Source organism: Paenibacillus sp. BR2-3 (genome assembly GCF_046529485.1).
Lineage (GTDB): Bacteria > Bacillota > Bacilli > Paenibacillales > Paenibacillaceae > Paenibacillus_AQ.
In genome coordinates this window covers 3,538,561-3,561,347 of record NZ_CP126311.1, presented here as the reverse complement: position 1 = coordinate 3,561,347, position 22,787 = coordinate 3,538,561, and the positions used below count along the sequence as shown (strand labels likewise).

25 protein-coding genes are annotated in these 22,787 nt (G+C 45.5%); 21 read left to right on the top strand and 4 right to left on the bottom strand.

All coding sequences use genetic code 11. The features are described 5' to 3' along the window. Positions 1 to 59 precede the first annotated feature (59 nt). Together PaeBR_RS17105 and PaeBR_RS17100 are read right to left on the bottom strand one after the other, a co-directional pair. Positions 60 to 626 (bottom strand): transposase, encoded by a 567-nt coding sequence (locus PaeBR_RS17105; protein ID WP_410511745.1) that lies wholly within the window; start codon positions 624 to 626, stop codon positions 60 to 62. A gap of 80 nt (positions 627 to 706) precedes the next feature. Beyond that, complete coding sequence (locus tag PaeBR_RS17100) at positions 707 to 1,198, bottom strand: transposase (protein ID WP_410511744.1); 492 nt, start codon at positions 1,196 to 1,198, stop codon at positions 707 to 709. Between the two features lie 649 nt (positions 1,199 to 1,847). Here PaeBR_RS17100 and PaeBR_RS17095 point away from each other — a divergent pair. From PaeBR_RS17095 to PaeBR_RS17060, 8 genes are all read left to right on the top strand, one after another. After that, positions 1,848 to 3,998 carry an alpha-amylase family glycosyl hydrolase gene (locus tag PaeBR_RS17095; protein ID WP_410511743.1) on the top strand — a complete coding sequence of 717 codons (2,151 nt, stop codon included), beginning with the start codon at positions 1,848 to 1,850 and terminating at the stop codon, positions 3,996 to 3,998. Positions 3,999 to 4,288: 290 nt separating this feature from the next. Beyond that, a complete protein-coding gene (locus PaeBR_RS17090) occupies positions 4,289 to 5,227 on the top strand; it encodes a hypothetical protein (RefSeq protein ID WP_410511742.1) in 939 nt (312 codons plus the stop codon). Beyond that, positions 5,166 to 5,627 (top strand): HAD-IC family P-type ATPase, encoded by a 462-nt coding sequence (locus tag PaeBR_RS17085; protein WP_410511741.1) that lies wholly within the window; start codon positions 5,166 to 5,168, stop codon positions 5,625 to 5,627. Before PaeBR_RS17090 ends, PaeBR_RS17085 begins: the two co-directional genes overlap by 62 nt. Positions 5,628 to 5,693: 66 nt before the next feature. Next, positions 5,694 to 7,088, top strand: a complete 1,395-nt coding sequence (locus tag PaeBR_RS17080) for an MATE family efflux transporter (protein WP_410515221.1) — start codon at positions 5,694 to 5,696, stop codon at positions 7,086 to 7,088. Between the two features lie 56 nt (positions 7,089 to 7,144). Beyond that, positions 7,145 to 7,417: a metal-sensing transcriptional repressor gene (locus PaeBR_RS17075; protein WP_410511740.1), complete on the top strand. Its 273-nt coding sequence runs from the start codon at positions 7,145 to 7,147 to the stop codon at positions 7,415 to 7,417. A 214-nt stretch (positions 7,418 to 7,631) separates the two neighbouring features. After that, positions 7,632 to 7,838 carry a hypothetical protein gene (locus PaeBR_RS17070; protein WP_410511739.1) on the top strand — a complete coding sequence of 69 codons (207 nt, stop codon included), beginning with the start codon at positions 7,632 to 7,634 and terminating at the stop codon, positions 7,836 to 7,838. Between the two features lie 163 nt (positions 7,839 to 8,001). Further along, positions 8,002 to 8,433, top strand: coding sequence for a CidA/LrgA family protein (locus tag PaeBR_RS17065; protein WP_410511738.1), 432 nt, complete (start codon positions 8,002 to 8,004; stop codon positions 8,431 to 8,433). Next, entirely contained in the window at positions 8,430 to 9,122 is a 693-nt protein-coding gene (locus PaeBR_RS17060) for an LrgB family protein (RefSeq protein ID WP_410511737.1), read from the top strand. The genes PaeBR_RS17065 and PaeBR_RS17060 overlap by 4 nt, the downstream gene beginning before the upstream one ends. A 92-nt stretch (positions 9,123 to 9,214) precedes the next feature. On the opposite strand, the gene PaeBR_RS17055 is transcribed toward PaeBR_RS17060, so the two are convergent. Continuing rightward, positions 9,215 to 10,561, bottom strand: coding sequence for a glycoside hydrolase family 30 protein (locus tag PaeBR_RS17055; RefSeq protein WP_410511736.1), 1,347 nt, complete (start codon positions 10,559 to 10,561; stop codon positions 9,215 to 9,217). A 129-nt stretch (positions 10,562 to 10,690) separates the two neighbouring features. Here PaeBR_RS17055 and PaeBR_RS17050 point away from each other — a divergent pair, with 129 nt between their 5' ends. The 10 genes from PaeBR_RS17050 (at position 10,691) to PaeBR_RS17005 (ending at position 18,711) form a co-directional block, all read left to right on the top strand. Next, a complete protein-coding gene (locus tag PaeBR_RS17050; RefSeq protein WP_410511735.1) occupies positions 10,691 to 11,485 on the top strand; it encodes an AraC family transcriptional regulator in 795 nt (264 codons plus the stop codon). 50 nt (positions 11,486 to 11,535) lie between these two features. Next, positions 11,536 to 12,210 (top strand): NAD(P)H-dependent oxidoreductase, encoded by a 675-nt coding sequence (locus PaeBR_RS17045; protein ID WP_410511734.1) that lies wholly within the window; start codon positions 11,536 to 11,538, stop codon positions 12,208 to 12,210. Positions 12,211 to 12,260: 50 nt separating this feature from the next. Beyond that, positions 12,261 to 12,800: a hypothetical protein gene (locus PaeBR_RS17040; protein ID WP_410511733.1), complete on the top strand. Its 540-nt coding sequence runs from the start codon at positions 12,261 to 12,263 to the stop codon at positions 12,798 to 12,800. A gap of 92 nt (positions 12,801 to 12,892) precedes the next feature. Then, entirely contained in the window at positions 12,893 to 13,075 is a 183-nt protein-coding gene (locus PaeBR_RS17035; protein ID WP_410511732.1) for a hypothetical protein, read from the top strand. Between the two features lie 168 nt (positions 13,076 to 13,243). After that, positions 13,244 to 13,426: a hypothetical protein gene (locus PaeBR_RS17030; protein WP_410511731.1), complete on the top strand. Its 183-nt coding sequence runs from the start codon at positions 13,244 to 13,246 to the stop codon at positions 13,424 to 13,426. Between the two features lie 192 nt (positions 13,427 to 13,618). Next, the gene (locus PaeBR_RS17025; protein WP_410511730.1) at positions 13,619 to 14,185 is read left to right on the top strand and encodes a putative ABC transporter permease; all 567 of its coding nucleotides are present in this window, start codon (positions 13,619 to 13,621) and stop codon (positions 14,183 to 14,185) included. Positions 14,186 to 14,570: 385 nt separating this feature from the next. Then, positions 14,571 to 15,047: an NUDIX domain-containing protein gene (locus tag PaeBR_RS17020; RefSeq protein WP_410511729.1), complete on the top strand. Its 477-nt coding sequence runs from the start codon at positions 14,571 to 14,573 to the stop codon at positions 15,045 to 15,047. 195 nt (positions 15,048 to 15,242) lie between these two features. Continuing rightward, complete coding sequence (locus PaeBR_RS17015; RefSeq protein WP_410511728.1) at positions 15,243 to 16,277, top strand: HD-GYP domain-containing protein; 1,035 nt, start codon at positions 15,243 to 15,245, stop codon at positions 16,275 to 16,277. 173 nt (positions 16,278 to 16,450) lie between these two features. Then, on the top strand, positions 16,451 to 18,037 hold the full coding sequence (locus tag PaeBR_RS17010; protein WP_410511727.1) for a diguanylate cyclase: 1,587 nt from the start codon (positions 16,451 to 16,453) through the stop codon (positions 18,035 to 18,037). 125 nt (positions 18,038 to 18,162) lie between these two features. Further along, complete coding sequence (locus PaeBR_RS17005) at positions 18,163 to 18,711, top strand: cupin domain-containing protein (RefSeq protein WP_410515220.1); 549 nt, start codon at positions 18,163 to 18,165, stop codon at positions 18,709 to 18,711. Between the two features lie 52 nt (positions 18,712 to 18,763). On the opposite strand, the gene PaeBR_RS17000 is transcribed toward PaeBR_RS17005, so the two are convergent. Further along, entirely contained in the window at positions 18,764 to 19,759 is a 996-nt protein-coding gene (locus tag PaeBR_RS17000) for an acryloyl-CoA reductase (RefSeq protein WP_410511726.1), read from the bottom strand. Positions 19,760 to 19,877: 118 nt separating this feature from the next. Here PaeBR_RS17000 and PaeBR_RS16995 point away from each other — a divergent pair, with 118 nt between their 5' ends. The 3 genes from PaeBR_RS16995 to PaeBR_RS16985 all read left to right on the top strand — a co-directional run bounded on the left by PaeBR_RS16995 (position 19,878) and on the right by PaeBR_RS16985 (position 22,698). Further along, positions 19,878 to 20,471 carry a TetR/AcrR family transcriptional regulator gene (locus PaeBR_RS16995; RefSeq protein ID WP_410511725.1) on the top strand — a complete coding sequence of 198 codons (594 nt, stop codon included), beginning with the start codon at positions 19,878 to 19,880 and terminating at the stop codon, positions 20,469 to 20,471. Between the two features lie 1,114 nt (positions 20,472 to 21,585). Further along, positions 21,586 to 22,029: a GNAT family N-acetyltransferase gene (locus PaeBR_RS16990; RefSeq protein WP_410511724.1), complete on the top strand. Its 444-nt coding sequence runs from the start codon at positions 21,586 to 21,588 to the stop codon at positions 22,027 to 22,029. 144 nt (positions 22,030 to 22,173) lie between these two features. Next, a complete protein-coding gene (locus PaeBR_RS16985; RefSeq protein WP_410511723.1) occupies positions 22,174 to 22,698 on the top strand; it encodes a hypothetical protein in 525 nt (174 codons plus the stop codon). The last annotated feature ends 89 nt before the right edge of the window (positions 22,699 to 22,787 follow it).

Below are 22,787 nucleotides of genomic sequence, written 5' to 3'. Positions count from 1 at the left end.
AAATTTACCAGTTACAGGCGTAGCAAGGGTTTGTGGCATCAGAGTTGGGCATTTTTGTCCTACAATGCACTTTTCAAGGTTTTCGAAAGGTGTTGCATGGCTTTAGGCTGTAAATATTTATCACATAGAAGAATCTCGATCCATCGTTTTTGTTGATCCGTCATCTTAGTCATCGTGATGGAGTCCGACGATTTGCCTTCAAAACCTACAAGGTTTAATTGACAGGTTTGTAGTTGCTTCAACACATCTTCTGGTGATTCCATGTAAGCTGCTTTCCGAAGCATCATCTCGATCGTATTTCTCAATAAGTATGCTAGGACGCATACGCTTACGTGGGCTTTCACTCGCTCAGGACGAGTGAGATGGATGGGGCGAAGCGAGAGTTGGGATTTCATTTCCCGAAATGCTTCCTCGACTTTGTTTTTATCGCGGTACTTTTGAATCACTTGGGCTTCTGAAATGGTGGAATCGTTGGTAATAAAGCAAGTCAAGCCATCCAGCTTTCGCATCTCCGATTCTTTTGCTTGATCAATGGCAGCCGACAATTGAAAGGTTTGGACGATGCGTGTATGGCCATCTTTCTTGGCCACCTCAACCTGAATCGGCTCGATGGTCACTTGCAGCATGGATTTCAGTTTCCTCTTGGAGAGCATGCTTTTAACATCTCGTTCTAAGATTTCAAGCCGACGTGACTTCTTGGCCGCGGCTAGCAGAGCGTTTTGTTCAGCGGTCCAAGCATACGCCTTAGCGATTTGTTTCTCGCGAGCTGCGATATCGTCATAAAAACGAGCCACATCGAACGAGAAAATGAATCGCCGCTGGCCAATTCGACCTTCACGCGTATAAAAGAATTGTTGATCATCGGCTCATAGTCATCTTTGGCTGCGGGACTCGGAATGAATTCCTGAAACAAGGCGTGACAAGCCATTTCGTCTTTATCCATCGCAGACAAATAGGTAAGTCCTTCCGCCTCCAACAAATCCAAATGATCGGAGGATACCATGCCACGATCAAATACGAGATGACACTGGGTTAAGCCAAACCGCTGTTTCAGTTCTTGAACTACCCCAGGTATCGTTGTGATGTCTTGTGTATTTCCAGGAAGTACCTTCCAGTAAAAGGGTGAGCCTTGTGGTGTAACCATAAGAGCGATCACGATTTGCTCACGGTCTGGGCGGTGGTCTCGTGAGTATCCCAATTTAGCGATGACGCACTGGCTGCCCTCCATGTAAGTAGATGTGATGTCGTAGAAGAAACCTTCGCCAATTGTGGGGTCGATACGCTCCAACTGGCTATAGACAAGAACCACGACTTGCGAGTGAAGCTCAGAGGATGGAATTCCTTTTATCTGCTATGTGCAGCCATATTTTTTTTGTGCAACGTGGCCGGAAATTAAATGATTATGTGGCTGGATTTTCAGTTGAAAAATACAGAAAACATTCATATTAGTGAGAAAACAAGAGATAATAATCAAAAACTAGCTGAAAATGACCGAATACAGTTTGTGAAAACGATTTCTCAAATTCGCAAAATTGTGTATGATCAACTCATCAGTTAAAGCGCTTTCATGTACAAAAACCCTCTTTATTACGCAAAACTAGCTGTTATATAGTGAAGTGTCGGTGAAATTCAGAGGGTTTTGTACAAACATTTGCGCAATGATTTACTTCGCGTTCTTCTTTATTCGTAACAAGATACCGGAGTTTTCTGTTATTTTAATGGTCTGATATTTCGTTGTTAGTACTGGGTTACTTATATATTTGTTAAGTTGATGGATGAATTGTTATTGGGAAAAAATTTTGAAACCGCTTTAAACATGCTGGAAAAACAAATTTGAGGAGGAATTTATGTTGAAAAAAGTATCTAGATGGACCTTGTTTATGATGTTAGCCGTAATGCTGCTCTCAAGTTTATTCATTAATGCTCCCGCTGTTCAAGCCGTACCGGACACAAGTGTGCTTAACAAAGTAAACTTCTCAACCGATGTCATTTATCAGATCTTCACAGACCGCTTTAAGGATGGCAATACTGGAAATAATCCAGTCGGATCTTTGTTTAGCAGTGGTTGTACGGACTTGAGGAAATATTGCGGTGGTGATTGGCAAGGAATTACGGATAAAATCAATGATGGGTATTTTACGGGGATGGGTATTACAGCCTTGTGGATATCTCAACCAGTTGAGAACATTAACGCCGTATTGAGTTATGACTTTGGTGATTCAACTTCCTACCATGGATATTGGGCAAGAGATTTTAAGAGAACGAATCCATATTTCGGTAATTTTACGGATTTTGATAATCTAATTGCAGCAGCTCATGCGAAAGGCATTAAGGTTGTCATTGATTTTGCGCCTAACCATACTTCCCCAGCAAAGGAAACCGATGCAACATTTGGGGAAAACGGAAGACTATATGACAATGGTACATTAATGGGTGGGTATACAAACGATACAAACGCATACTTCCATCATAATGGCGGAACGTCTTTTAGCAATTTAGAAGATGGAATTTATCGTAACTTATTTGATTTAGCAGATATAAATTTACAACATAGTACGATCGATACGTATATGAAAGCGGCTATTAAACTTTGGCTAGACAAAGGTATTGATGGAATTCGTGTAGATGCGGTAAAACATATGCCTTTAGGATGGCAGAAGAACTGGGTTGATTACATCAATAACTATAAGCCCGTATTTGTATTCGGTGAATGGTTTTTAGGTACAAACGAAGTTGATCCAGCTAATCATGATTTTGCGAATGAAAGTGGTATGAGCTTACTGGATTTTCGATTCAATCAAACAGTTCGTGAAGTGTTCAAGGATGATGCGGACACGATGTATGGTCTGGATGCGATGATTTCCGGAACAAATACAGATTATCATGAAGTTGCCGATCAAGTTACATTTATTGACAACCACGATATGTCCCGATTCGCCACGGGAACTAATAATAGACGAGTAGAACAGGCATTAGCATTAACGTTGACTTCCCGTGGAGTTCCAGGGATCTATTATGGAACTGAACAATATGTGACAGGGGGGACTGACCCAGATAATCGGAAGTTTATGCCTTCGTTTTCAACAACTACAACAGCATATAATGTAATTAGCAAATTAGCGCCTCTGCGTAAGTCTAACCCGGCATTTGCCTATGGTACTACGCAAGAACGTTGGATTAACAATGATGTGTACATCTATGAGCGTAAGTTTGGTAACAATGTGGGATTGGTAGCTATCAATCGAAATACTTCTACAGAATACAACATCTCAGGATTGGTTACAGCTCTTCCTGGAGGGACATACAGTGATGTAGTAACTGGATTACTGAATGGGAATAGCATTTCGGTTAGCAGTACGGGTGCTGTAACTAATTTCAATCTAGGCGCAGGAGAAGTAGGTGTATGGCAATATACGGCTGCTGCCATAGCTCCGGTTGTTGGACATGTTGGCCCAATGATGGGTGTCGCAGGTAAGGAGATTACGATAGATGGCCGCGGATTCGGAGCAACCAAAGGTACTGTTTACTTTGGAGCAACATCCGTAACAGGCACCGGAATTACAGCTTGGGAGGATTCGCAAATTAAAGTAAAAATCCCTGCTGTAGCGGCTGGAATGTATGATGTGAAAATAAGAACATCTGGTGCAGTGGATAGTAATATTTATGACAAATTTGAAGTGTTAACAGCTAAACAAGTTGTTGTTCGATTTGTGGTAAAAAATGCAAATACAGTCGTAGGGGAAAAGGTATATCTTGCAGGAAATGTTCATGAAATAGGGAATTGGGATACGGCTAAAGCCATTGGTCCAATGTTTAATCAAGTGATTTGGGCTTATCCGAATTGGTATTATGATGTGAGTGTGCCGGCAGGTACCACCATACAATTTAAATTTATTAAAAAGAATGGCTCTACTGTAACGTGGGAAGGTGGATCAAACCACGTTTATACCACACCTGCTAGTACGGCGAGCGAGATCATAGTTGATTGGCAACCATAAAAGGAATTTGCCTACATTTTGGGAATATAGCATGATAAAGGTAATGGTGATTTACATGTACAATTAAAGTGATTTATATATTATTTATTACACCCACCCGGGTATAAGATTTCATAGTATCCTGTAAGTTCACAATCATATAAATTTATTGATATAATTTTCGAATATGTTACTATATGTATAATATATTCGGGAAATTTTTAATCACTACGGGTTTAGTTCCCCGCAGCTTGCTGCGGGGAGTTTCTTTTTTTATTTTTTGTTTAAGCGGTGCTCTGGAAGATTACACGATGGAAAAGACGAACCAGGAGATTGCTTCCATTTTGAAATTTCGTCCGGAGGAAGCGGTGGTTATTAAGGATGGTACGGAATCTAGAGTAAAGGCGGACCAACTGATTACCGGCGAGTCCATTCCGGTGGATAAATCGGTGAACGATGCCGTATATGCCAGAATCATGAATGGGCAGGGAGCGCTGCGGATTGTGGTCACCAAGGGATCAGAAGATACGTTGCTTTCACGTATTATACATATGGTGCAGGAAGCCAAAAATGAGCTTCCGCCCAGTCAATTATTTGTGGAACGTTTTGAAGGGATCTATGCAAAATTGGTTGTAGCTGTAGCCTTGCTGTTAATGATTGTGCCGCCGTTTCTTCTCGGATGGACCTGGGAATCCACCATTTACCGGGCCATGATTTTTCTGGTGGTTGCCTCCCCGTGTGCTCTCGTTTCCTCTATTATGCCGGCTATTCTATCAGGTATCTCTAATGGGGCGCGGAAAGGCGTATTATTCAAGGGCGGTGTGCATCTGGAGCAGATGGGCCAGATCAGCAAACCGAAAGTTACCGATATCCTCCCTGCTAATGATTATTCAGAAGAATCCTTGCTCGGACTGGCGGCATCTCTGGAATATTTATCGGAGCACCCGATCGCCAAAGCTATTGTAGAAGCTGCAGGGTCCAGGAAACTTCTTCTTCAACCGGCAACGGCTATGCAGGCTGTAACAGGACTAGGCGTACGCGGGAAGGTGAATGAAGTCGAATGCCGTATTGGCAAAATAGGACTACTCCCGGACCTCGTCATTGATCCTAAATACCTGGGTGAGGCTGAGCGTTTGGAAGCTGAAGGTAAAACAGTCATTTTCGTTGAGGCCAACGGTCAATTTAGTGATGCTAACGGGCGACTCCAAAACCACGGCACACGTGATCGGCCGGCTTGCCGGTGTAGATGAAGTATACGCGGAGTTATTGCCTGATCAGAAGCTGCAAATGATCAAAAAATTAACAGCCGAGCATGGAAAAGTAGCCATGGTTGGCGACGGAGTTAACGATGCTCCCGCTTTAGCCGTATCCGCAGTGGGAATTGCTATGGGAGCAGCTGGCACGGATGTGGCGATGGAGACGGCTAATGTGGTGCTTATGACCGACGACATTACCAAAATTCCTTTTGCGATTTCCCTTGGTCAACGTACCGGCCGGGTAATTAAGCAGAATATTACATTTGCACTTGCTGTCATTCTGGTCTTGGTTGTTACTAACTTTTTGGGCGGAATTAATCTGCCATCTGGTGTTGTCAGTCACGAAGGCAGCACATTGCTGGTGATCTTGAGCGGACTTCGATTGTTAAGATAAGTATAGACCTCGTTGCTATAGACCTGGAAGGAAATAGATACCTTGACGTAACCCCCCCGGGGGGTTATTCTTGTTTGTAGATTTCTTTACTATGTTATAGCGAAGAAGGGACTGGCAGAAGTGGCGAAAGCTATAGAAATTAAGAATACGACTCCCAAAGAGAAAATAATGATCATTTTGGCGCTTGCAGTTCCGGCCATTATCGAGAACCTTCTCCAAACTGTCGTCGGATTTGTGGATACCTTATTTGTATCCAGACTAGGCTTAAACGAAGTCACGGCGGTAGGGGTATCAAACACTATTTTGAACGTTTATATTGCTATATTTTTAGCCATTGGCGTTGGAGCTTCTTCAATGATTGCTAAAAATGTGGGTGCGGGAAAAATGGAGGAAGCCCGTCAAATCGCCAGACAATCCACATGGATATCCGTTATGGCGGGTCTTTTATTTGGCTTGATCACTTTGTTTTTTGCAGAACCCTTGCTTCGAATTATGGGCGCCGAACCAGAGGTGCTGAAAAGTGGTGTAATCTATTTCCGGATTGTTGCTGTACCAGCTATTTTCATTTCATTGATGACTGTTTTGGGGAGTGTTTTACGTTCGGCAGGGGATACAAAAACACCAATGAAAGTCGGAATATGGATCAACTTGATTCATATTGGATTAGATTATGTTCTTATTTTCGGATTAATGGGTATACCCGGAATTGGAATTGCCGGTGCTGCCGTAGCAACAGTTATGGTCCGTATCATTGGTTGTGCAGCGCTGTATCATTACATTCGTAAATCTCCACTTTCCTTTTCTTTATTTAAGAAGGGAGAGAGAGCATTTACTTGGCCCTTGCTTAAGCTTTCGGGGCCCGCTGCTGCGGAGCGGCTAATTATGCGCTTGGGTCAGGTGCTTTATATGGGTTTGATTGTAAGAATCGGTACAGAAGTTTATGCCTCCCATACGATAGCCGGGAATATTGAAATATTCTCCTATATGCCCGGATATGGGTTAGCGATCGCTGCCACCACATTGGTAGGCCAGTATTTAGGGGCAAACCGAAAGCAGGATGCCTACTCCTTTGGGATTTACACTTCGGCTATAGCTGTTGTAATTATGGGGATGGGTGGGTTGTTATTGTTCATTTTCGCCCCGATAGCCGCAACCTGGTTCACGGATGATTCCGGAGTGATTCGTATGGTCACCACCGCATTGCGTATCGATGCGTTCGCTCAGCCTTTTCTAGCCGTCAGCTTGGTGTTGACAGGAGCGCTCCAGGGCGCAGGTGATACCAAAAGCCCCATGTACAGCACGGCCATTGGTATGTGGCTTATCCGGGTGATCGGAGTTTATATCATGGGTATTCAATTAGGATGGGGTATTGCTGGTATCTGGCTATCCATCGCCATCGACCTCGCTATGCGGGCTATATTTCTGTACTACCGATTCAGAAGAAGTCTCCATTCTCGCTAAATTGCTCTCCAACTTGAAGTATGGTTATTGTTTAGATTAGCTAGGGAGGTCATCATTTGAGTACTCATCATCGTCACCGCCAAAGTGTCGTCAACCGATTGGCACGGATAGAAGGACATGTTCGTTCATTAAAAGACATGGCTGCCAGCGATAGAGAATGTGGAGAGTTACTGATTCAGATTGCTGCGATACGGTCTGCTCTGGATAATGTAGGAAAACTTATATTAAAAGATCACCTGGAAGGCTGCGTGGTAGCAGCCGTTGAATCGGGTGACAAAGATAAGGTATTGGCCGATCTGGAAGAAGCCTTAAATAAATACATTCGTTAAGGTATTATGCGTTAAGTAGGTGCAATTTCCGGGTTATATTTATATATAAAATCAATCGATGCGGAGGCATCGCAGGGTAGTGTGGATCTCTGGCGCTGGGTTTGGCGGCATTGTCCAAAAGGAGTGTAGTTTGATCTATTGATATTGTCCTGCATAGGCAGATCATGGTATGCACAACCTAATCTCATCTATTCGACTGAAGGGAATGAGACCTATGGACGTTGAAGAAAATTCCATTGATAAACGGGGCCCAGGTATGGAGCCTATTCCGGAACCGGATAAAAGCAGGGCCGGACGCGAAGGACTCAGCGGCTTGGACGAAGTTGTTGGAGGCATTATGGACAACGTGCAAGAGACGGTAACCGGCACTTCGGGTTCCGACGCACGTAAGGATCAAGAGGCTATAGACGACGAGAAATAAACACAAAAGAGGCGAATTGCATTCACGTTGAATGCGTTCGCCTTTTATATTTCATATGATTTCCATAAAATGGATTGAAATAATCATGAAAACTCTGTTAGTCTGATAAAGTTCAAGCTTTTACATCCAGGATCGTTTAATCCATGAAGGGACTTCATGCCTAATGAAAATCATACGAATTGTTGCCCAGGTTGCGTTGTTATATTTGTTCTTTATGGCTGGTGATTATGTACAAAAGCTGCTGCATCTCCCGATTCCGGGGAGTATCGTAGGGCTGCTGCTGCTGTTTATTTTGCTGCTTTGCAAGGTGGTGCCTGTGCGTTGGATTGAGAGCGGTGCGACCACCGTGTTATCGTATCTTCCGTTATTTTTTATTCCGGCGACCGCTGGGATTGTGAATCATATGGGGATTTTTAGCGGAAAAGGATTACTGTTAATCGTTGTGCTTATCATTAGTACGGTATTGACGATGGGGGCCGCGGCCCATTCCAGTCAATGGCTGGCAGGATGGAGCAAGAGAGGCGCAAGGAGCCGAAGGGATATCAGCGGTTTAGGCAGGATGAGGAATGTAAGAGAGAAGGGAGAAGAGATATGACGGTTCTGACTGCCGCTGCGATCGTATTGTTTACTGTTTGTATTTATCTATTTATGTCCATGATTTACAGACGTTATCGTTGGCCCGTATTGATGCCGGCGTTAACCGCGACTTTTACTGTGGTTGTCCTGCTGCTGTATTTTCAGATTCCCTATGATACCTATATGATCGGCGGTCAGTGGATTAATCAGCTGCTGGGGCCGGCTGTTGTCTCTCTGGCTTATCCATTATATAGACAGCGTCACGTGCTGCGTCGCAATCTTCCCGCCATTCTTGGAGGCACACTTACGGGACTTCTGGTGGGGATGTTCAGCGGGATTTTTCTGGCAGTCCTCTTGGGATTTCCGAAATTATACGTTCTTTCCTTGCTGCCTAAATCGATTACCACACCGGTAGCGATACAAATATCGGCGAACCTGGGCGGGGAGTCGTCGTTAACCTCTGTGTTTGTGATGGTTGCCGGGTTTACAGGAGCGATTGCCGGACCTTACCTCTTAAAATTGCTGAGAATCCAAGATGCAGCCGGAATCGGCATTGGTCTCGGTACAGCTTCCCATGCGCTGGGTACGGCAAAAGCACTTGAGTATGGGGAGGAGTCCGTTTCGATGAGTTCGGTTGCAATGACCATGTGTGCGATTGCTGGCTCATTTGCAGCACCCCTGGTCGTCTGGCTGTTGTATCCTCATTAAGAGCGATTCATTCTCGCACCACATAAAAAAGGGTATCCCTTAGCCTCGTAGCTGAGAGATACCCTTTTATTATTGAACATATCTATGACATTCTATTGGAACAGCAACGTTTGAATGGCATGGGCCGGAATGGAATGGGCAGCCACCTGTCCACGGCAGCGAAGTGTGAATGGAAGCTCGCTGTCTGTACGGTTCATGACAATAACGGCGATGGTACCGTCGATATTCCGAAATGCCGTAGTTTCAAGCTTATCGGTATATTTGGAGCTGCCGATCCGCTTGGCCCCTGGACGAATGTATTTGCTGAAGTGCCCGATGTAATAAAAAGAGCTCTCAAAGATGATTTCATCTTTCATGGTGTCGCCAATAATCGGCGCATCGCAAAAATTGCCTACATGGTTAGGACCGCCTTGCTCGTCCAATACAATGTTCCAGTCCGTCCAGCAGGACATCCAGTTATTCAGATTGCCCATGATATCATGTCCATAACGTTCGCCTGTGTTCCAGGAACCGAGGTGAACCCCGCCTTCCTGACAGCCTTCACTGAAGAACAGCTTCTTGTCGGGGAAACGGTCGTGTACGGCCGACAGTGCCTCAAAATGATCTCCCGAGTACCAATGGAAGCAAATACCCCAAATATATTTGGCAGCCGCCTCGTCTTCAAACGCAGCCTTCGCCCGGTCATACACCCGCTCTTTGTTATGGTCCCAGATCAGCACCTTCACATGGGACAGGTTTGCTTGTTCCAGGGCGGGTCCCAGGTAATCTCGCACAAAATCCTTCTCTTCATCGGCAGAATAAATGCAGGAATCCCATATTTGTTTGGCCTTGGCCTCATTTTGCACACTAACCGCCCAGATATCAATGCCTTCTTCAGCATAAGCCTGTATATATTTCACGAACAGATTAGCCCAAGCTTCCCTGAATTCCGGTTTAAGCGCTCCGCCATTGTTCATTTCGCCGTTTGTCTTCATGAATGCCGGTGGGCTCCAAGGTGACGAGAACAGTCGGAAGTCGTCTCCTACTGCAGACGCGGCACGTTTGATCAGCGGTAATATGGTTTCATGATCTCTTGAAATATTGAAGCTGTGCAGTTCAGGGTCTTCACCCTCAACATAGGCATAGTTGCCCAGCGAGAAATCACAGCTCTGGATGTGCGAACGGCAAAGCGTATAACCGATTCCGTGCTCAGGATGAAAGTAAGCGTCGATGATTTCTTTCTGTTTGGCATCGCTAAGCTTAGCAAGGGTTACGGCAGCCGCCTCGGTTAGCGCTCCGCCGAAGCCTTCAATCTCCTGATACTCCAAATCATCATAAATATTAATCAGCTCATTTTCCTGTTCCTTGGAATCGGGTTGGAAAGCCAGAGAATCTTTTTCGGATAACCGGTCCCCTGTATCTATTGCGGTTTGGATGACGCGAACAATGCCTTCATTCATAGTGGATGATAACCTCCTGCAAGATTTATAATTTTATTATAGAAGGATTTCCGCCTATCTTTGAAGAAACAATATGGCTAACAACCTCAACGATCTGGTCATTTAACTATTATGAGAAGAGGGCCGTACATGGAAACAAACGGTGTTCATATTGATCTCAGTGCTTTCTCTCGCCATATTCAGCCCTTTCGGCATTTGTTCCGCGACGGGCTTGATACCTATATAATCCGGCTTCAGGCTGAAGGAGAATGTGAAGCTCTGATTGAGGGCCGCATGGTTTCCGTTCTTCCGGGTGATCTGCTGTTATTCCGGCCCGGTGATGTGTATGATCTGAGGATCGGAGAGAAAGACAGCCCCCTGGGATTTAGCGCGGACTATTATGTGATGTGTACGGGAGATTGGGTCGACGGGTGGTGGAATAAGCGAAAGAGACCGAATAAACAAAGGATTGCCGATGACGGCAAGCTTCAGAGCATATGGCAGCAGCTCATTCTGGAGAAAAGAAGGCTGGACGGCGGCAGCACTGAAATTCTGGAGGCCTTATTTAAGGCATTATGCTTGCTGCTGGACCGGGCCATTGAAGAGGCTCCCCCTACTTCCTCCGCACCGCTTCTGCTTGCACTGAAAATGAAAAGCTTTGTCGAGGAGCATGCATCGTCCGTTATCAGGCTGGAGGATGTTGCCCGCCACGCCGGAATTAGTGTTACAAGAGCTGTCCATTTGTTTAAAGCCCAGTTCGGTTATTCAGTCATGCAGTACGCGGGGCAGATTCGCCTGGCCATGGCATTGCAGTTAATGGACAAAAGCAACTATACGCTGGAGCGTATCGCTGAGGAATCCGGCTTTGGAAGCTACACTTATTTCCACAGGGTTTTCCGGGAAAGGTACGGCGTAGCGCCGGGTGTGTACCGGAGGAGAGGGTAAGGTAAAGGGTTGATTCAGTCTGTTTTTTAATGGAGAGGGAGTATGAGACCATGTATAAAATAACAACGACCAAGAATGAAATCCTGTCTGCTTTTCAGTTCAGGCATGCCACTAAAGAATTTGACACCAGCAAAAAAATCAGCGATTCCGACTTTCAGTTTATTCTGGAGACGGGTCGTCTGTCACCGAGCTCATTTGGCTTTGAGCCATGGAGATTTGTAGTTGTGCAAAGTCAGGAAATTCGGGAGAAGCTTCGTCCCTATGCGTCTGGAGCCCAAAAACAGTTATCGACGGCGAGCCACTTCGTGCTTATTTTATCCAGACTGCCTAAAGATATGGTCGCGGACTCTGATTATATTATGGACATGATGGTGAATGTGCAGAAGTTGCCTGCGGAGGTTGTAGAGGCTAAAGGTAAAGCATATGATAAGTTCCTGAAAACGGGCTTCAGACTGCAGGAGAATGAACGTGCGATGTTCGAATGGGGTTGCAGACAGACTTATCTGGCCCTGGGCAACATGATGACCTCCGCTGCCCTGATTGGCATCGACTCCTGTCCGATGGAGGGCTTTGAGAAGAATAATATTGAACAGGTATTAGCCGAGGAAGGTATAATGGATGCAGGGCATTTTGGAATTTCCTGTATGGTGGCCTTCGGGTATCGCCTGAATGAACCTGGCGCGAAAACGCGGCAATCGGCTGACCAAGTGATTCAGTGGGTTTGATAGGGTGTCTTCATCCCGTGCTGTTATTTTAACAGAGGAAGTGAAGCTTTTTGAAAAAGATAATGTACGGCTGTATTGCAATTCTGCTGGTAGTTGGATCTATTATGTACGGATTTATCAGCGCTCCCAAGGTTATTGCTGTGGATCGCCAGTATGAGGCCACTGCATATAAACTGGAGGACAAGAGTTTCTCGCAGCCGGTAACCCTTTCTTTATCAGGTGTTTTTGATGAGAAGTCGGAAAGTTATCTCGGAAAGTTGACGGTGAACGGGAAGGAATATACGAACTGTAGACTGGACACGAAGTTCGCGATGATGAAATGTACAGTGGATGGGAACGAGGGTGTTCCGCTGGAACTGCTGGGGATGGTTTATGCTGATAAAGATTTTAAAGCATGGAGTCTCACAGTCGATAAGTCGAATAATTCAGGCCAATCGGAGAATGACTTATACACGGTTTTAAATCGGGGGGATTCTACGGAAGGCAATATCGTTATCAGTCTAGCGGCCACTGACAGGGGCTCTGCACTAAAGCAATATGATCATCTAAGGCAAAGCTGGGCAAATGAAATGGAACGCAGGTCTAAATAGATATCACCGGAAACCATGTTTGTAAATCACTTCAACGGGTAACTATAACTAAGGAACAAACAAAATGCAGACCGTATGAAGGAGGAATTAACATGTCAGATCAATCTATGAACCCAGAGGAAATCCGGAACGAAGTAGATAAAGACGGTGACTCATTGGCGGAAATAAAGAAAATGGAAAACGGAGTAAACATTGAACCGGAAGCCGACGAGTGGATCGCCAAGCCTGCAGAAACCGCGCATCCGGACCCGCTTCCCAAAAATAATGATAAATAAATTTCGCAGACAGACTGTCCATCACAGGGCGGTCTGTTTTTTTGTGTCTTGAGAACTTTTTAATTAATACGGTATACTGGAAGGAAGTACAACTTATTACGTCTTATTCTCCAAGATCATCGCAGCTTTCTCGGGTCTCAGGCAATTTATTGCGGGGAGGTAATGGAAATGCGTAGTCGGAACGAGAACGGCCGGTATCGGCAAAAACGCGGTGATGCCCTGGTGGGCAACCTCGAGAAAAAGTACGGATCAGACTTTGGCGTACGAAGCGATATGAAGCTGGAGACGCTAAGAAGGCAGCATGATGATCTGTCACTGACGCAGATTTTGAAAGAGCAGCATAAAAAATAAGGGTATGGAGGGCGAAAGACAGCCCGTTAACTCCCGTCCCTAAACTTCTGAGACATGACCCTTGAGGTTATGTCTTTTTGTATATGCTCGCTTTTGATTGACTCCGCGCATATCTCCTGCAGTGCGAAGGCATAATATGACCCGTTGGTTCCTGATGTAAATTATGACAACCGGGAGGCGGGACAGATTACGATGACACAGGTATTTTCGCTGGATGGCTATACACCTGTGGCTGTGGCAGGGCAATATTTCTTTTACTTTGTTATGTACTCCTTTTTGGGCTGGGTGCTGGAAGGGACCTACAACTTATATAGCAAGGGTAGCTTTCGTAAGGAAGGATTTTTGAAAGGGCCGTTTAAGCCGATGTATGGATTTGCTCCACTGCTGCTGCTGGTTGCCAAAGATTTGTCGCTGCCGTTACCCCTGTTTCTGCTGCTTGCGCTGGTCGTTCCGTCAGTGGTTGAATTTGTAAGCGGATGGCTGCTGGTGACGGTATTTCATAAGCAATGGTGGGATTACTCCGGCATGTCCTATCAGCTACAGGGGCACATCTGCTTGCGCTTCTCTCTATACTGGTGGGTGTTGTCGGTGGCCTGCATTTACGGCATCCAGCCGCTAATGGAGCTTTTATACCGGCGAGTCGAATCGTTATGGCAGCTGACACTTCCCGCGTTCGCACTCTTTTTCATGGCCGATTTGTTATGGACCTGCTGGATTCGGCGCCGTGGGGAGAAAAAGCTGGAGCTTGGCGAAGGCTGAGTTGTCATTTGATTGATGAGTGCTGGAAGGGTGTCTCTAAGCCATACGGGCTGGGGGCAGCCCTTTTTTGTTATGTGGAAGCTAGATCTGGAATCTTAGGCCAGCTGACAAATACAAAATACAAATAGTTGTATTTCGTACAGCTATCTAAAGGGCCAATACTCGTAATATGCTTTTAATTGTAGTTTGTGCAGCTAAAAACATTGATTCGAGCATATAAGGTAGAGATGGCGGAAAATAGCTGTACCGCGTACAATTAAACATCTCATATGACTCATTTGAGGGTTTATAATTGTATGGAATACAATTAACCCGAAGCTACTCCCTGAGATTCTCTTTAGCCGGATGAACTATGAACAAAAATAACCATTAAGGATGATCCCACATGCCAATATCTGAATATTACCGGGAGTTAAGAGAAAAGGTTGGCTCAGGGTTGTTGATGATGCCATCCATAGCTGCAGTCATTAGAAACGATCAGGATCAGATCCTCTTTATTCGAAAGCACGGAGAGACACAGTGGGGCTTGCCCGCCGGGGCGATTGAACCGGGAGAGGCTCCTTCGAGAGCTTTGCGGAGAGAAGTGTATGAAGAGACAGGCTTGATGGTTAATCCAGCCCGGATGTTAGGTGTTTTTGGCGGGGAGAAATATAAATATGAGTACAGTAACGGACATCAGGTGGAATACTTGGCGATTGTTTTCGAATGCTCTATCGTAAAAGGAACTCTTAGCGGGCTGGATGGGGAAACGGAGGAACTGAGGTTTTTTAATGAGAAAGAACTTCCCGAGCTTGCTCTCCCTTATCCAAAAGAAATCTTCACATCAGACCCGAACACGATACATACAACGATGTTTGAATAGGTTTTGCCCTGGATAAGAAACGCTAGTAACACGAACTTGCTTCTTTGGAACCATATCGCCTGGATTAGTGTGACTTTCACCTTATTGTAACGGTAGAGGGATTTGGTTATGATCATAGAATCATAGGGGAAATTCCGGCGGAGCCATGGTTGTTATCATTTCTTAAATTCCTATACATAAAGAAGGTGCTGAGTCTTGAAAGTCCACGTTATGGATCTTAAACCTGGTGATCGTCTAAAAGCAGATACTTTTAATGGTATAGGTCTGCATGTGCTTCCTCAGGGAACTACGATAAAAAATGAGGAAATCGCAGTCCTGCTTCAGCATAGCATTGATTATGTAGATATTGATTATCGGAATGTGTCGGCAATCCGGGAAAATGCAGCCTTCCGTCAGAGTTTATTAAAGGGAAGTATAGACGATGCCATCGATACTTATGAATCGGTCTTTCTGGAATCATTAACAACCGGGAAATTTACTCAGACTATGGTCGATGAAACGCTGCGCCCGCTCCTGAAGAATCTGGATCATCAAGGGGATGTCATAGCCCTTTTGCTTATGCTGGAGCTAGATCATACGAATACTTACAATCATTCTTTACAGGTTGGATTATTAAGCTATTACTTAGCGAAATGGCTTGGACATACCAGGTCGGAGAGATATGTGATCAGCCGGGCCGGGTACTTGCATGATATCGGCAAAAGCAAAGTCCCGCCGCAGATATTAAATAAAAAGGTATTAACAAACGCCGAGCAGGAGGAACTGAAGCGTCATACCAAGTATGGTTATGAGGTCATTAGCAATTCTATGGCGGACGCCACTGCGCCTTTGGTTGCCCTTCAGCATCATGAGTTTGAAGATGGCTCGGGTTATCCGAAAGGTATTCACCAGAGAGATATTCATCCATATACCCGAATTGTTGCCGTTGCTAATCTGTATATTGGCATGATCACATCCAGAAATTATCAGCTGAAACAAAGCCTTATTACCGTACTCCGGAAAGTAAATGATCTAGGGTTCGGGAAGCTTCATGCGAAAACAGTGCAAGTTCTTATTTGGCACATGCTTCCTAATTTTATCGGCAAAAATGTCCAACTCAGCAATGGAGAAACAGGTATCATTGTCATGAATAATCCCACAGACATTTTCAGGCCTCTTGTTCAGGTGGATAACCAGTTCAGAGATTTGGCGAGGGAACGCAATATTACTGTAGATGAAGTTTTCATGTGAACATTCAAAAACCAAGCAAACCGTTCTTTATGCCAGCGGGCATAGAGGGCGGTTTTTTTCATATCGTTACTACACTAATTTAGTTTATAATACAAAGAAGAGTTTGACGATTTTTGTCGAATTATTAGAGATAATATTCATGGATTGTTCTAGAGGATAAGGGGGGGTCATTAATGTCTAGCCGGAGAGAGAGGGGCCCAAGGAATAAATTAAGTCTTACTACACTGCTTATTGGATTGGTGTCTATGGCAGTTCTGCTAACCTCATCGATGCTTCTTATTGCTTCCTATGAGTCCCAAAAGCAATCCTTAATCGATACAACACTTCACCTGAATCATACACATGCGGGCAAAATGAGCCAAACGATAGACTCCTTATTCAGGTCGATGCGGATAAGCCTGCAATATTCGGCCAAAACCCTTTCCGGCAAGGATGACATGAGTCCGGCCGAGATGACCGAATATCTTCAATTCGTGCGCAACAGCAGCAATTACTTCAACTCCATGTCCATTATCAATCCAAATGGGCTTATTCAAAGTGTAGCCCCTTCGAGCTTGGGTATGACCGGGAAATATGTCACTACACAAGCTGCATTAGATGCAACCGCAGCAGAAGCTCCCTTTCTTTCTGAGCCCTATAGGGCTACATCTACCGGACGGCTCATCGTGCTTATGACACAGCCTATTTTTGACAAACAAGGTGCATATCTAGGGGTAGTCACAGGAACCATTTATCTTGAGGATCATAATATTCTGACTATGATATTCGGGAGCAATGCAATTGACGATTCAGGATCGTATTATTATATTGTCAGCTCCGACGGCAGACTGATCTTTCACCCCGACAGCACACGCATTGGTGAGGATGTAAATACCAATAAAGTCGTGCAGAAGCTTATTAAAGGAGAGAGCGGACAGGAGCAGGTCGTAAATACAAGAGGTGAAACCATGCTTGCGGGGTATTCGAGTGTTCCGGCAAATGGCTGGGGCGTGGTTGTGGTTTCGCCTAATCGTGTGATGCAGAACCAATTGAAAAATCATATTCAATCCATCTTGTGGTATGTACTGCTGCCTTTCTTGCTTCTACTGCTTGCAGTCATTCTGATCGCACGGAAATTAGCCAGACCTTTCGTCTTTCTTGCCGATCTTGTTAGCAAAATCGGAAAAGAAAAAGTAGAGCTTCCTGAAAGTAAGCCGCATTGGAACCGGGAGGCCGATTTGTTAACCAAAACCATCCTTCTTGCCTTCGCAGATATCCAAAAACAAAACGACCAATTGACACAGGAAGCAATGACCGATTCTTTGACCGGATTAACCAATCGCAGAAACTTTGAGAATACCATGGATCATTGGATCGCCGAGGGGATGTCCTTCGCACTTATTGTTTTGGATGTCGACAAATTCAAATACGTGAATGATAACTACGGCCACCAGGCAGGTGACGATGTACTGAAGCAGGTTTCCAAAGTCATTTCATCCTCTGTTCGGCCGGGTGATATTTGCTGCAGATATGGGGGGGAGGAATTCGTCATTCTCCTCGCTCATACAACAGTGGATGATGCTTATATGATAGCGGAAAGAGTCCGCCTGGCTGTAGAAATAAGGGGTGTTTCCTCTTCGCTCCCGATTACCGTTTCACAAGGCATTGCCCATTTTCCGTCGCAAGCAGATTCCTCGGATCAGTTATTTCATAAGGCAGATCTGGCACTGTACCAGGCGAAGGAAACAGGAAGAAACAGGACGGTTATAGCCCCCCAATAGAAAATGAACAATGATGGTGAAGTGTTAGAAGCGAGCGATCCCCTTTAAGGCGGTCGCTTTTTTTTTGTTGGCTATCCTCACCCGGGCATAGGCAAATACATATCTTATTCTGAAGAAGGGCCAAAATTTGTAATAACAGCAAATCAACCGTTATTGAGCCCCACTATCATTCCAATGCGGCAGAGCTTATCTACTGTATCTGCGGTGCAGCGGTGGTCTCCCTGATCAACCCGATAACGAAAGAGCTGCTTGATTTTCCGATTTGTCCGGGCCAAGTGGCGAATTTGCCGCAGGGCTGGCTGCATTATATAGTTGCTGCTATGGACGACACACATCTTTTGGCGATCTTTGATGCGCCCATTCCGGAAACGATCTATGGATCTGACCTCTTAAGACTAACGCCGGCGAATATAATATCTTACACCTACTGCCTTGATAAGGCGCAGGTAGAGGATACATTGTCTCCAATTAAAACAACAACGGTTCTTGGCCCGCCTCCTGGCTGCTGTGATCAGGGTAATGTTCCGGGAAAAATGACGCAGTCACAGCAGGCTTCCGGTTATCAGCCGTACCCTGCCCAAGGGTATTACAATCAGGGGTATACTGCGCAGTACCTGCAGCAGCCTTATGTTCAGCAGTCCCCATACAGGCAGTACCCGGGCATTCAGGAGTAAAATAAAAAGCCTCCCGGGATCATTGATGTGATCCCGGGAGGCTTCAACCTTATTAGGACAAGTGGACAAGCGTCCTGCCCCGGGTGTCCCCCTTGAGAATATCTTCCAGCGCTTGCGGTAATTCGTTCAAGCTGACTTCACGGTAGACAAGACTATCGAGGTTGGCAGGCTTTAGATCGGTTGCCATCCGCTGCCATACCTTGAGCCGTTTCTCCGTAGGACAGGATACGGAGTCAATACCCAGCAAATTTACACCGCGCAAAATAAACGGCATTACGGTGGTCGGTACGGCTGTGCCGCCCGTTAAGCCGCTTGCGGCAACGGACCCATTGATCGAGATTTTGCTTAAAATGGCTGCAAGCGAGTTTCCGCCCACGGAATCGACAGCTGCCTGCCACAATTGTTTATCTAACGGTTTGATGGAGGGTCCCATAACGTCCTCACGGGAGATAACCTCTTCTGCCCCCAGAGCTTTCAAGTAGTCACTCTCGGCGGTCTTGCCTGTACTGGCAACAACGTGATAGCCTTGTTTGCCCAGCATAGCAACTGCTGCACCACCGACACCGCCTGTGGCGCCAGTCACCAATATTTTACCTTTATCCGGCGCTATACCGTGTTCTTCCAACGCTTGAATCGATAGAGCGGCGGTGAAGCCGGCCGTACCATAGATCATGGCTTCTCTTAACGTTAATCCCTCCGGCAAAGGCATCACCCAATCCGCGGGAATGCGCGCATATTCGCTGTAGCCCCCAAAGTGGGACACGCCAATGCCATACCCGCTGGCAAAAACAGGCTGTCCTTCATGGAACCGGTCATCTGTGGACGAGACCACATGGCCCGACAAATCAATACCAGGAATAAAAGGATAAGATCTCAGAATGTTGCCGTTCGGGATGCTGGCTAATCCGTCTTTATAGTTCACACTGGAATATGATACTCTGATAACAACCTCTCCTGCGGGGAGATCCTCCAATGTAATCGGCTTTACAGTGACCGAAAATGCTGATTCTGTTTTGTCTACCACTAACGCTTGAAATGATTCCGACATAAGCGTACTCTCCTTTAATGATAATGTTGTAAGTCATTTATATATTATTTATTCTGACCGGTCAACTTTTTTCTGTCTGTGATATAATAGGCATTATTCCCTAAAAAGTGGAGGTATTATGGTACGTTACAAGAAATCCGAAGAAAAACGCAAGCAAATCCTGTTCGCCGCCTTTCAGGCGCTCTCCGAGCTCGGATATGATTCTGTAACACTGCAGGTTATAGCCGATCACGCGAAGGTCAGTAAGGGAGTCGTGCATTATTATTTTGAGAACAAAGAAGCCGTTCTGGTTGAACTGCTGGAATGGCTGACTGCTAAAATATTCGAAAAGGAACAAGCGGCTGTGAACAAGCAGGATCATGCAACGGGAAAGCTGCAAGCCTATATTGACTCTGCGTTTGTGTCGCCTGAGAAGAACCGTTCCTTTTACCGTGTGTATCTCGACTTTCTGGCAAAAGCGAGCCGCAATCCGGTGTACCGGGAAATCAACCAGCGTTTCTATGACAATTGCACAAGCATCAGTACGGAGGTTTTAGAACTCGGGCAGCAAGAGGGAATCTTCTCCAAGGCTTTGTCACCCGAAGCAACAGCGCCGATCATCCGCGGCATCATCGATGGCTGCCTGATCCAGTGGCTGATGACTGACCGGGATGAACTTCATGCCGTGTTTAAACAGTCCTGTTTTGCAACGATTATGAAGGTGCTATCCTAAGCTGAATCGCCATAGGGTATTTGTGGAGACAGCAGGGACTTCTGCGGCATGGAGACCAGCAAAAAAGCACAATAGGATAAACAGGAGGACGGGAGGGCTTTAACTGTTTAATATACTGCGTACCTCAATGCTTTTTGTTATTATGATTTTCCTACTCACAGGCTGCAATGCAGAGACAATCAAGCATCACTACACGTTCACAGGCGAGGGCAGCCATTGGTAAGGATTAAGAGCACTGGGAACACTGGGGCTTTTGAGTGGGAGGATTCAGTCATCCAGGTTGAAGTCGAATGGGACGGTCAGAAGGAACAATTTGATCTGCGGGTTCATAAGTAAAAGGAAATTAGAGAACTTTAATTATGGCTCAACACCAATATCAGTTCTTGACGGAGAGGGATACTGTGCAAAGGAATTACTCGGACTTTTGAGAAGCTGGTCCTAACTACTTACAGCAACGGGAGGTGGTAAGAAATATAGGCGTGTTGATTTACCAAAAAAAGAACTGAGTTGGTCGGCGGCCGGAAGTCCAAACCAAATCGTAGTTATGACCAACACCTGTAAAGGGAATTCTTAAGTTCAAATTATCGGGTTGTTAACGGACCCAGGAGACGCTGATCTACTTGAAATACCCCCGATTTCGGTTTGGCGGACAGAGATGTACTTATTTAGCTGAAGGCGGGCTAAAGTAGGCGTTGAATCCACAATTAGCGTCACCTCAGTCCGGTTCTGTTCTCTTTTAGTACATCAGCACGATAATAAGGGCTATACAGTCCGCCCAACGGCTCGATCCGCGTATCCCTGCCTGCAACATTATGTCAAGTACTGATTCTGGTGTTGATCCATAAATATAACACTAACTAAAAATCAGAGGTTGACTTTACGCGCGAACACAGCGAAGGGCCCTACGGGATTCTGGAGAAACGATAGTGTTCGCCTTTAAAGCCCGATTTCAACCTATAATCACCTTACAATCAAGAAATCGGGCTTTAACAGCGACCTTTAAGAATCCTCCGAACCCGTAGTGGCTTGATCCACGAACGGTCAACCGCTGATTTTGGTTTTGAGGCTAATTTATAGGACATAACTAATTTAACAGAAAGCAGGATGCCCCCACATGGTAACCATTAAAGAATTGGAGTCCGATTCTCTTGTTGCGTTAAGCGAACTATATGCTGAATTAATTAACAAATCTACGGATATTAACAAACTGGAAGAAGTATTCAAGATTATAAAAGCTGACAGCCATTACATATTATTGGGCGCTTACAGGGGCGAGGAGCTTCTGGGTTCCGTGATGGGCATTATTTGCCACGATCTGGTAGGGGAATGCAAGCCGTTTATGGTCATTGAAAATGTGGTGGTATCTTCCCGCGCCCGGCGCCAGGGAGTGGGCAATAAGCTCATGACGGCCATGGAAGAAATGGCGCATGAAAGGGGCTGCTGGTATATTATCCTGGTCTCCGGCGAGCAGCGGAAGGAAGCGCATATTTTTTATGAGTCCTTAGGCTATAGGGAAGAAAAGGTGGAGGGCTACAGAAAGCATCTTAGCTCGCATTAACCGAGGGGAATTTGATGTATTGTGCATGCCATGCGCATTCTTGCGTTTCACACACTTTTTCCACAATATTGTCCCTGTTTTTCTACATCCTCTTTCTATACTAAACTCGTAAACAAAATAAAATTTACGAAGGAGAGAAGGACAATGAAGAAAAAAATTGCGGCAATGATGGTTGGATTTATGGTGATCGGCGGTATGGGCAGCGCATTTGCTGCAGAGGCCGTGACGAACCAAACACCAAAATCCAAGCTGGTGGAGAAGGTCAAAGAAAACAAGGGAGCCTCCATCAACAGGGCACGGGAATATAAGGATGACCTCCATGTGATTAACAGCCTGCGGGCGGAACGTCTCTCCTGGAAAGCTCAAATTGTCGGGAAGCAGGATGAAATTCTTGATTTGACCGTCGCTGCTGATGACAACGGCAACTATGAAGCGCTTCAGGCTGCCAAGCAGGTACATGCTGATATCCGTGTGCTTAACAAAGAGAATGGGGAGCTGATGAAGGCGTTCGCCAGTGATTTGGCTGCTTTCCGTGAAGCAGACAAAGCGAAGGATACAGTGCTGGCCCATAGTAAACTGAGTGAAGCCAGCGGGGTACTGGCGGAAGTAAACGGCAATTTGAAGGAAAAAGCAGAGCTGCTTGACGAGATTATCTCCATTTTGCAATAGAGGATTGATAATCACAGCCACAGCCCAGCGAACATAATTAGAGTGAAAGGAAGCTATCCGGGAACCCTGTCTTAGCTTCCTTTTATATT

Excerpts from the sequence above, each read along its gene's own strand:
- PaeBR_RS17105 (WP_410511745.1), bottom strand. The coding sequence starts at position 626 with ATGCTGCAAGTGACCATCGAGCCGATTCAGGTTGAGGTGGCCAAGAAA.
- PaeBR_RS17095 (WP_410511743.1), top strand. The coding sequence starts at position 1,848 with ATGTTGAAAAAAGTATCTAGATGGACCTTGTTTATGATGTTAGCCGTA.
- PaeBR_RS17090 (WP_410511742.1), top strand. The coding sequence starts at position 4,289 with ATGGAAAAGACGAACCAGGAGATTGCTTCCATTTTGAAATTTCGTCCG.
- PaeBR_RS17085 (WP_410511741.1), top strand. The coding sequence starts at position 5,166 with ATGCTAACGGGCGACTCCAAAACCACGGCACACGTGATCGGCCGGCTT.
- PaeBR_RS17070 (WP_410511739.1), top strand. The coding sequence starts at position 7,632 with ATGGACGTTGAAGAAAATTCCATTGATAAACGGGGCCCAGGTATGGAG.
- PaeBR_RS17065 (WP_410511738.1), top strand. The coding sequence starts at position 8,002 with ATGAAAATCATACGAATTGTTGCCCAGGTTGCGTTGTTATATTTGTTC.
- PaeBR_RS17060 (WP_410511737.1), top strand. The coding sequence starts at position 8,430 with ATGACGGTTCTGACTGCCGCTGCGATCGTATTGTTTACTGTTTGTATT.
- PaeBR_RS17055 (WP_410511736.1), bottom strand. The coding sequence starts at position 10,561 with ATGAATGAAGGCATTGTTCGCGTCATCCAAACCGCAATAGATACAGGG.
- PaeBR_RS17050 (WP_410511735.1), top strand. The coding sequence starts at position 10,691 with ATGGAAACAAACGGTGTTCATATTGATCTCAGTGCTTTCTCTCGCCAT.
- PaeBR_RS17045 (WP_410511734.1), top strand. The coding sequence starts at position 11,536 with ATGTATAAAATAACAACGACCAAGAATGAAATCCTGTCTGCTTTTCAG.
- PaeBR_RS17035 (WP_410511732.1), top strand. The coding sequence starts at position 12,893 with ATGTCAGATCAATCTATGAACCCAGAGGAAATCCGGAACGAAGTAGAT.
- PaeBR_RS17030 (WP_410511731.1), top strand. The coding sequence starts at position 13,244 with ATGCGTAGTCGGAACGAGAACGGCCGGTATCGGCAAAAACGCGGTGAT.
- PaeBR_RS17025 (WP_410511730.1), top strand. The coding sequence starts at position 13,619 with ATGACACAGGTATTTTCGCTGGATGGCTATACACCTGTGGCTGTGGCA.
- PaeBR_RS17020 (WP_410511729.1), top strand. The coding sequence starts at position 14,571 with ATGCCAATATCTGAATATTACCGGGAGTTAAGAGAAAAGGTTGGCTCA.
- PaeBR_RS17010 (WP_410511727.1), top strand. The coding sequence starts at position 16,451 with ATGTCTAGCCGGAGAGAGAGGGGCCCAAGGAATAAATTAAGTCTTACT.
- PaeBR_RS17000 (WP_410511726.1), bottom strand. The coding sequence starts at position 19,759 with ATGTCGGAATCATTTCAAGCGTTAGTGGTAGACAAAACAGAATCAGCA.
- PaeBR_RS16995 (WP_410511725.1), top strand. The coding sequence starts at position 19,878 with ATGGTACGTTACAAGAAATCCGAAGAAAAACGCAAGCAAATCCTGTTC.
- PaeBR_RS16990 (WP_410511724.1), top strand. The coding sequence starts at position 21,586 with ATGGTAACCATTAAAGAATTGGAGTCCGATTCTCTTGTTGCGTTAAGC.
- PaeBR_RS16985 (WP_410511723.1), top strand. The coding sequence starts at position 22,174 with ATGAAGAAAAAAATTGCGGCAATGATGGTTGGATTTATGGTGATCGGC.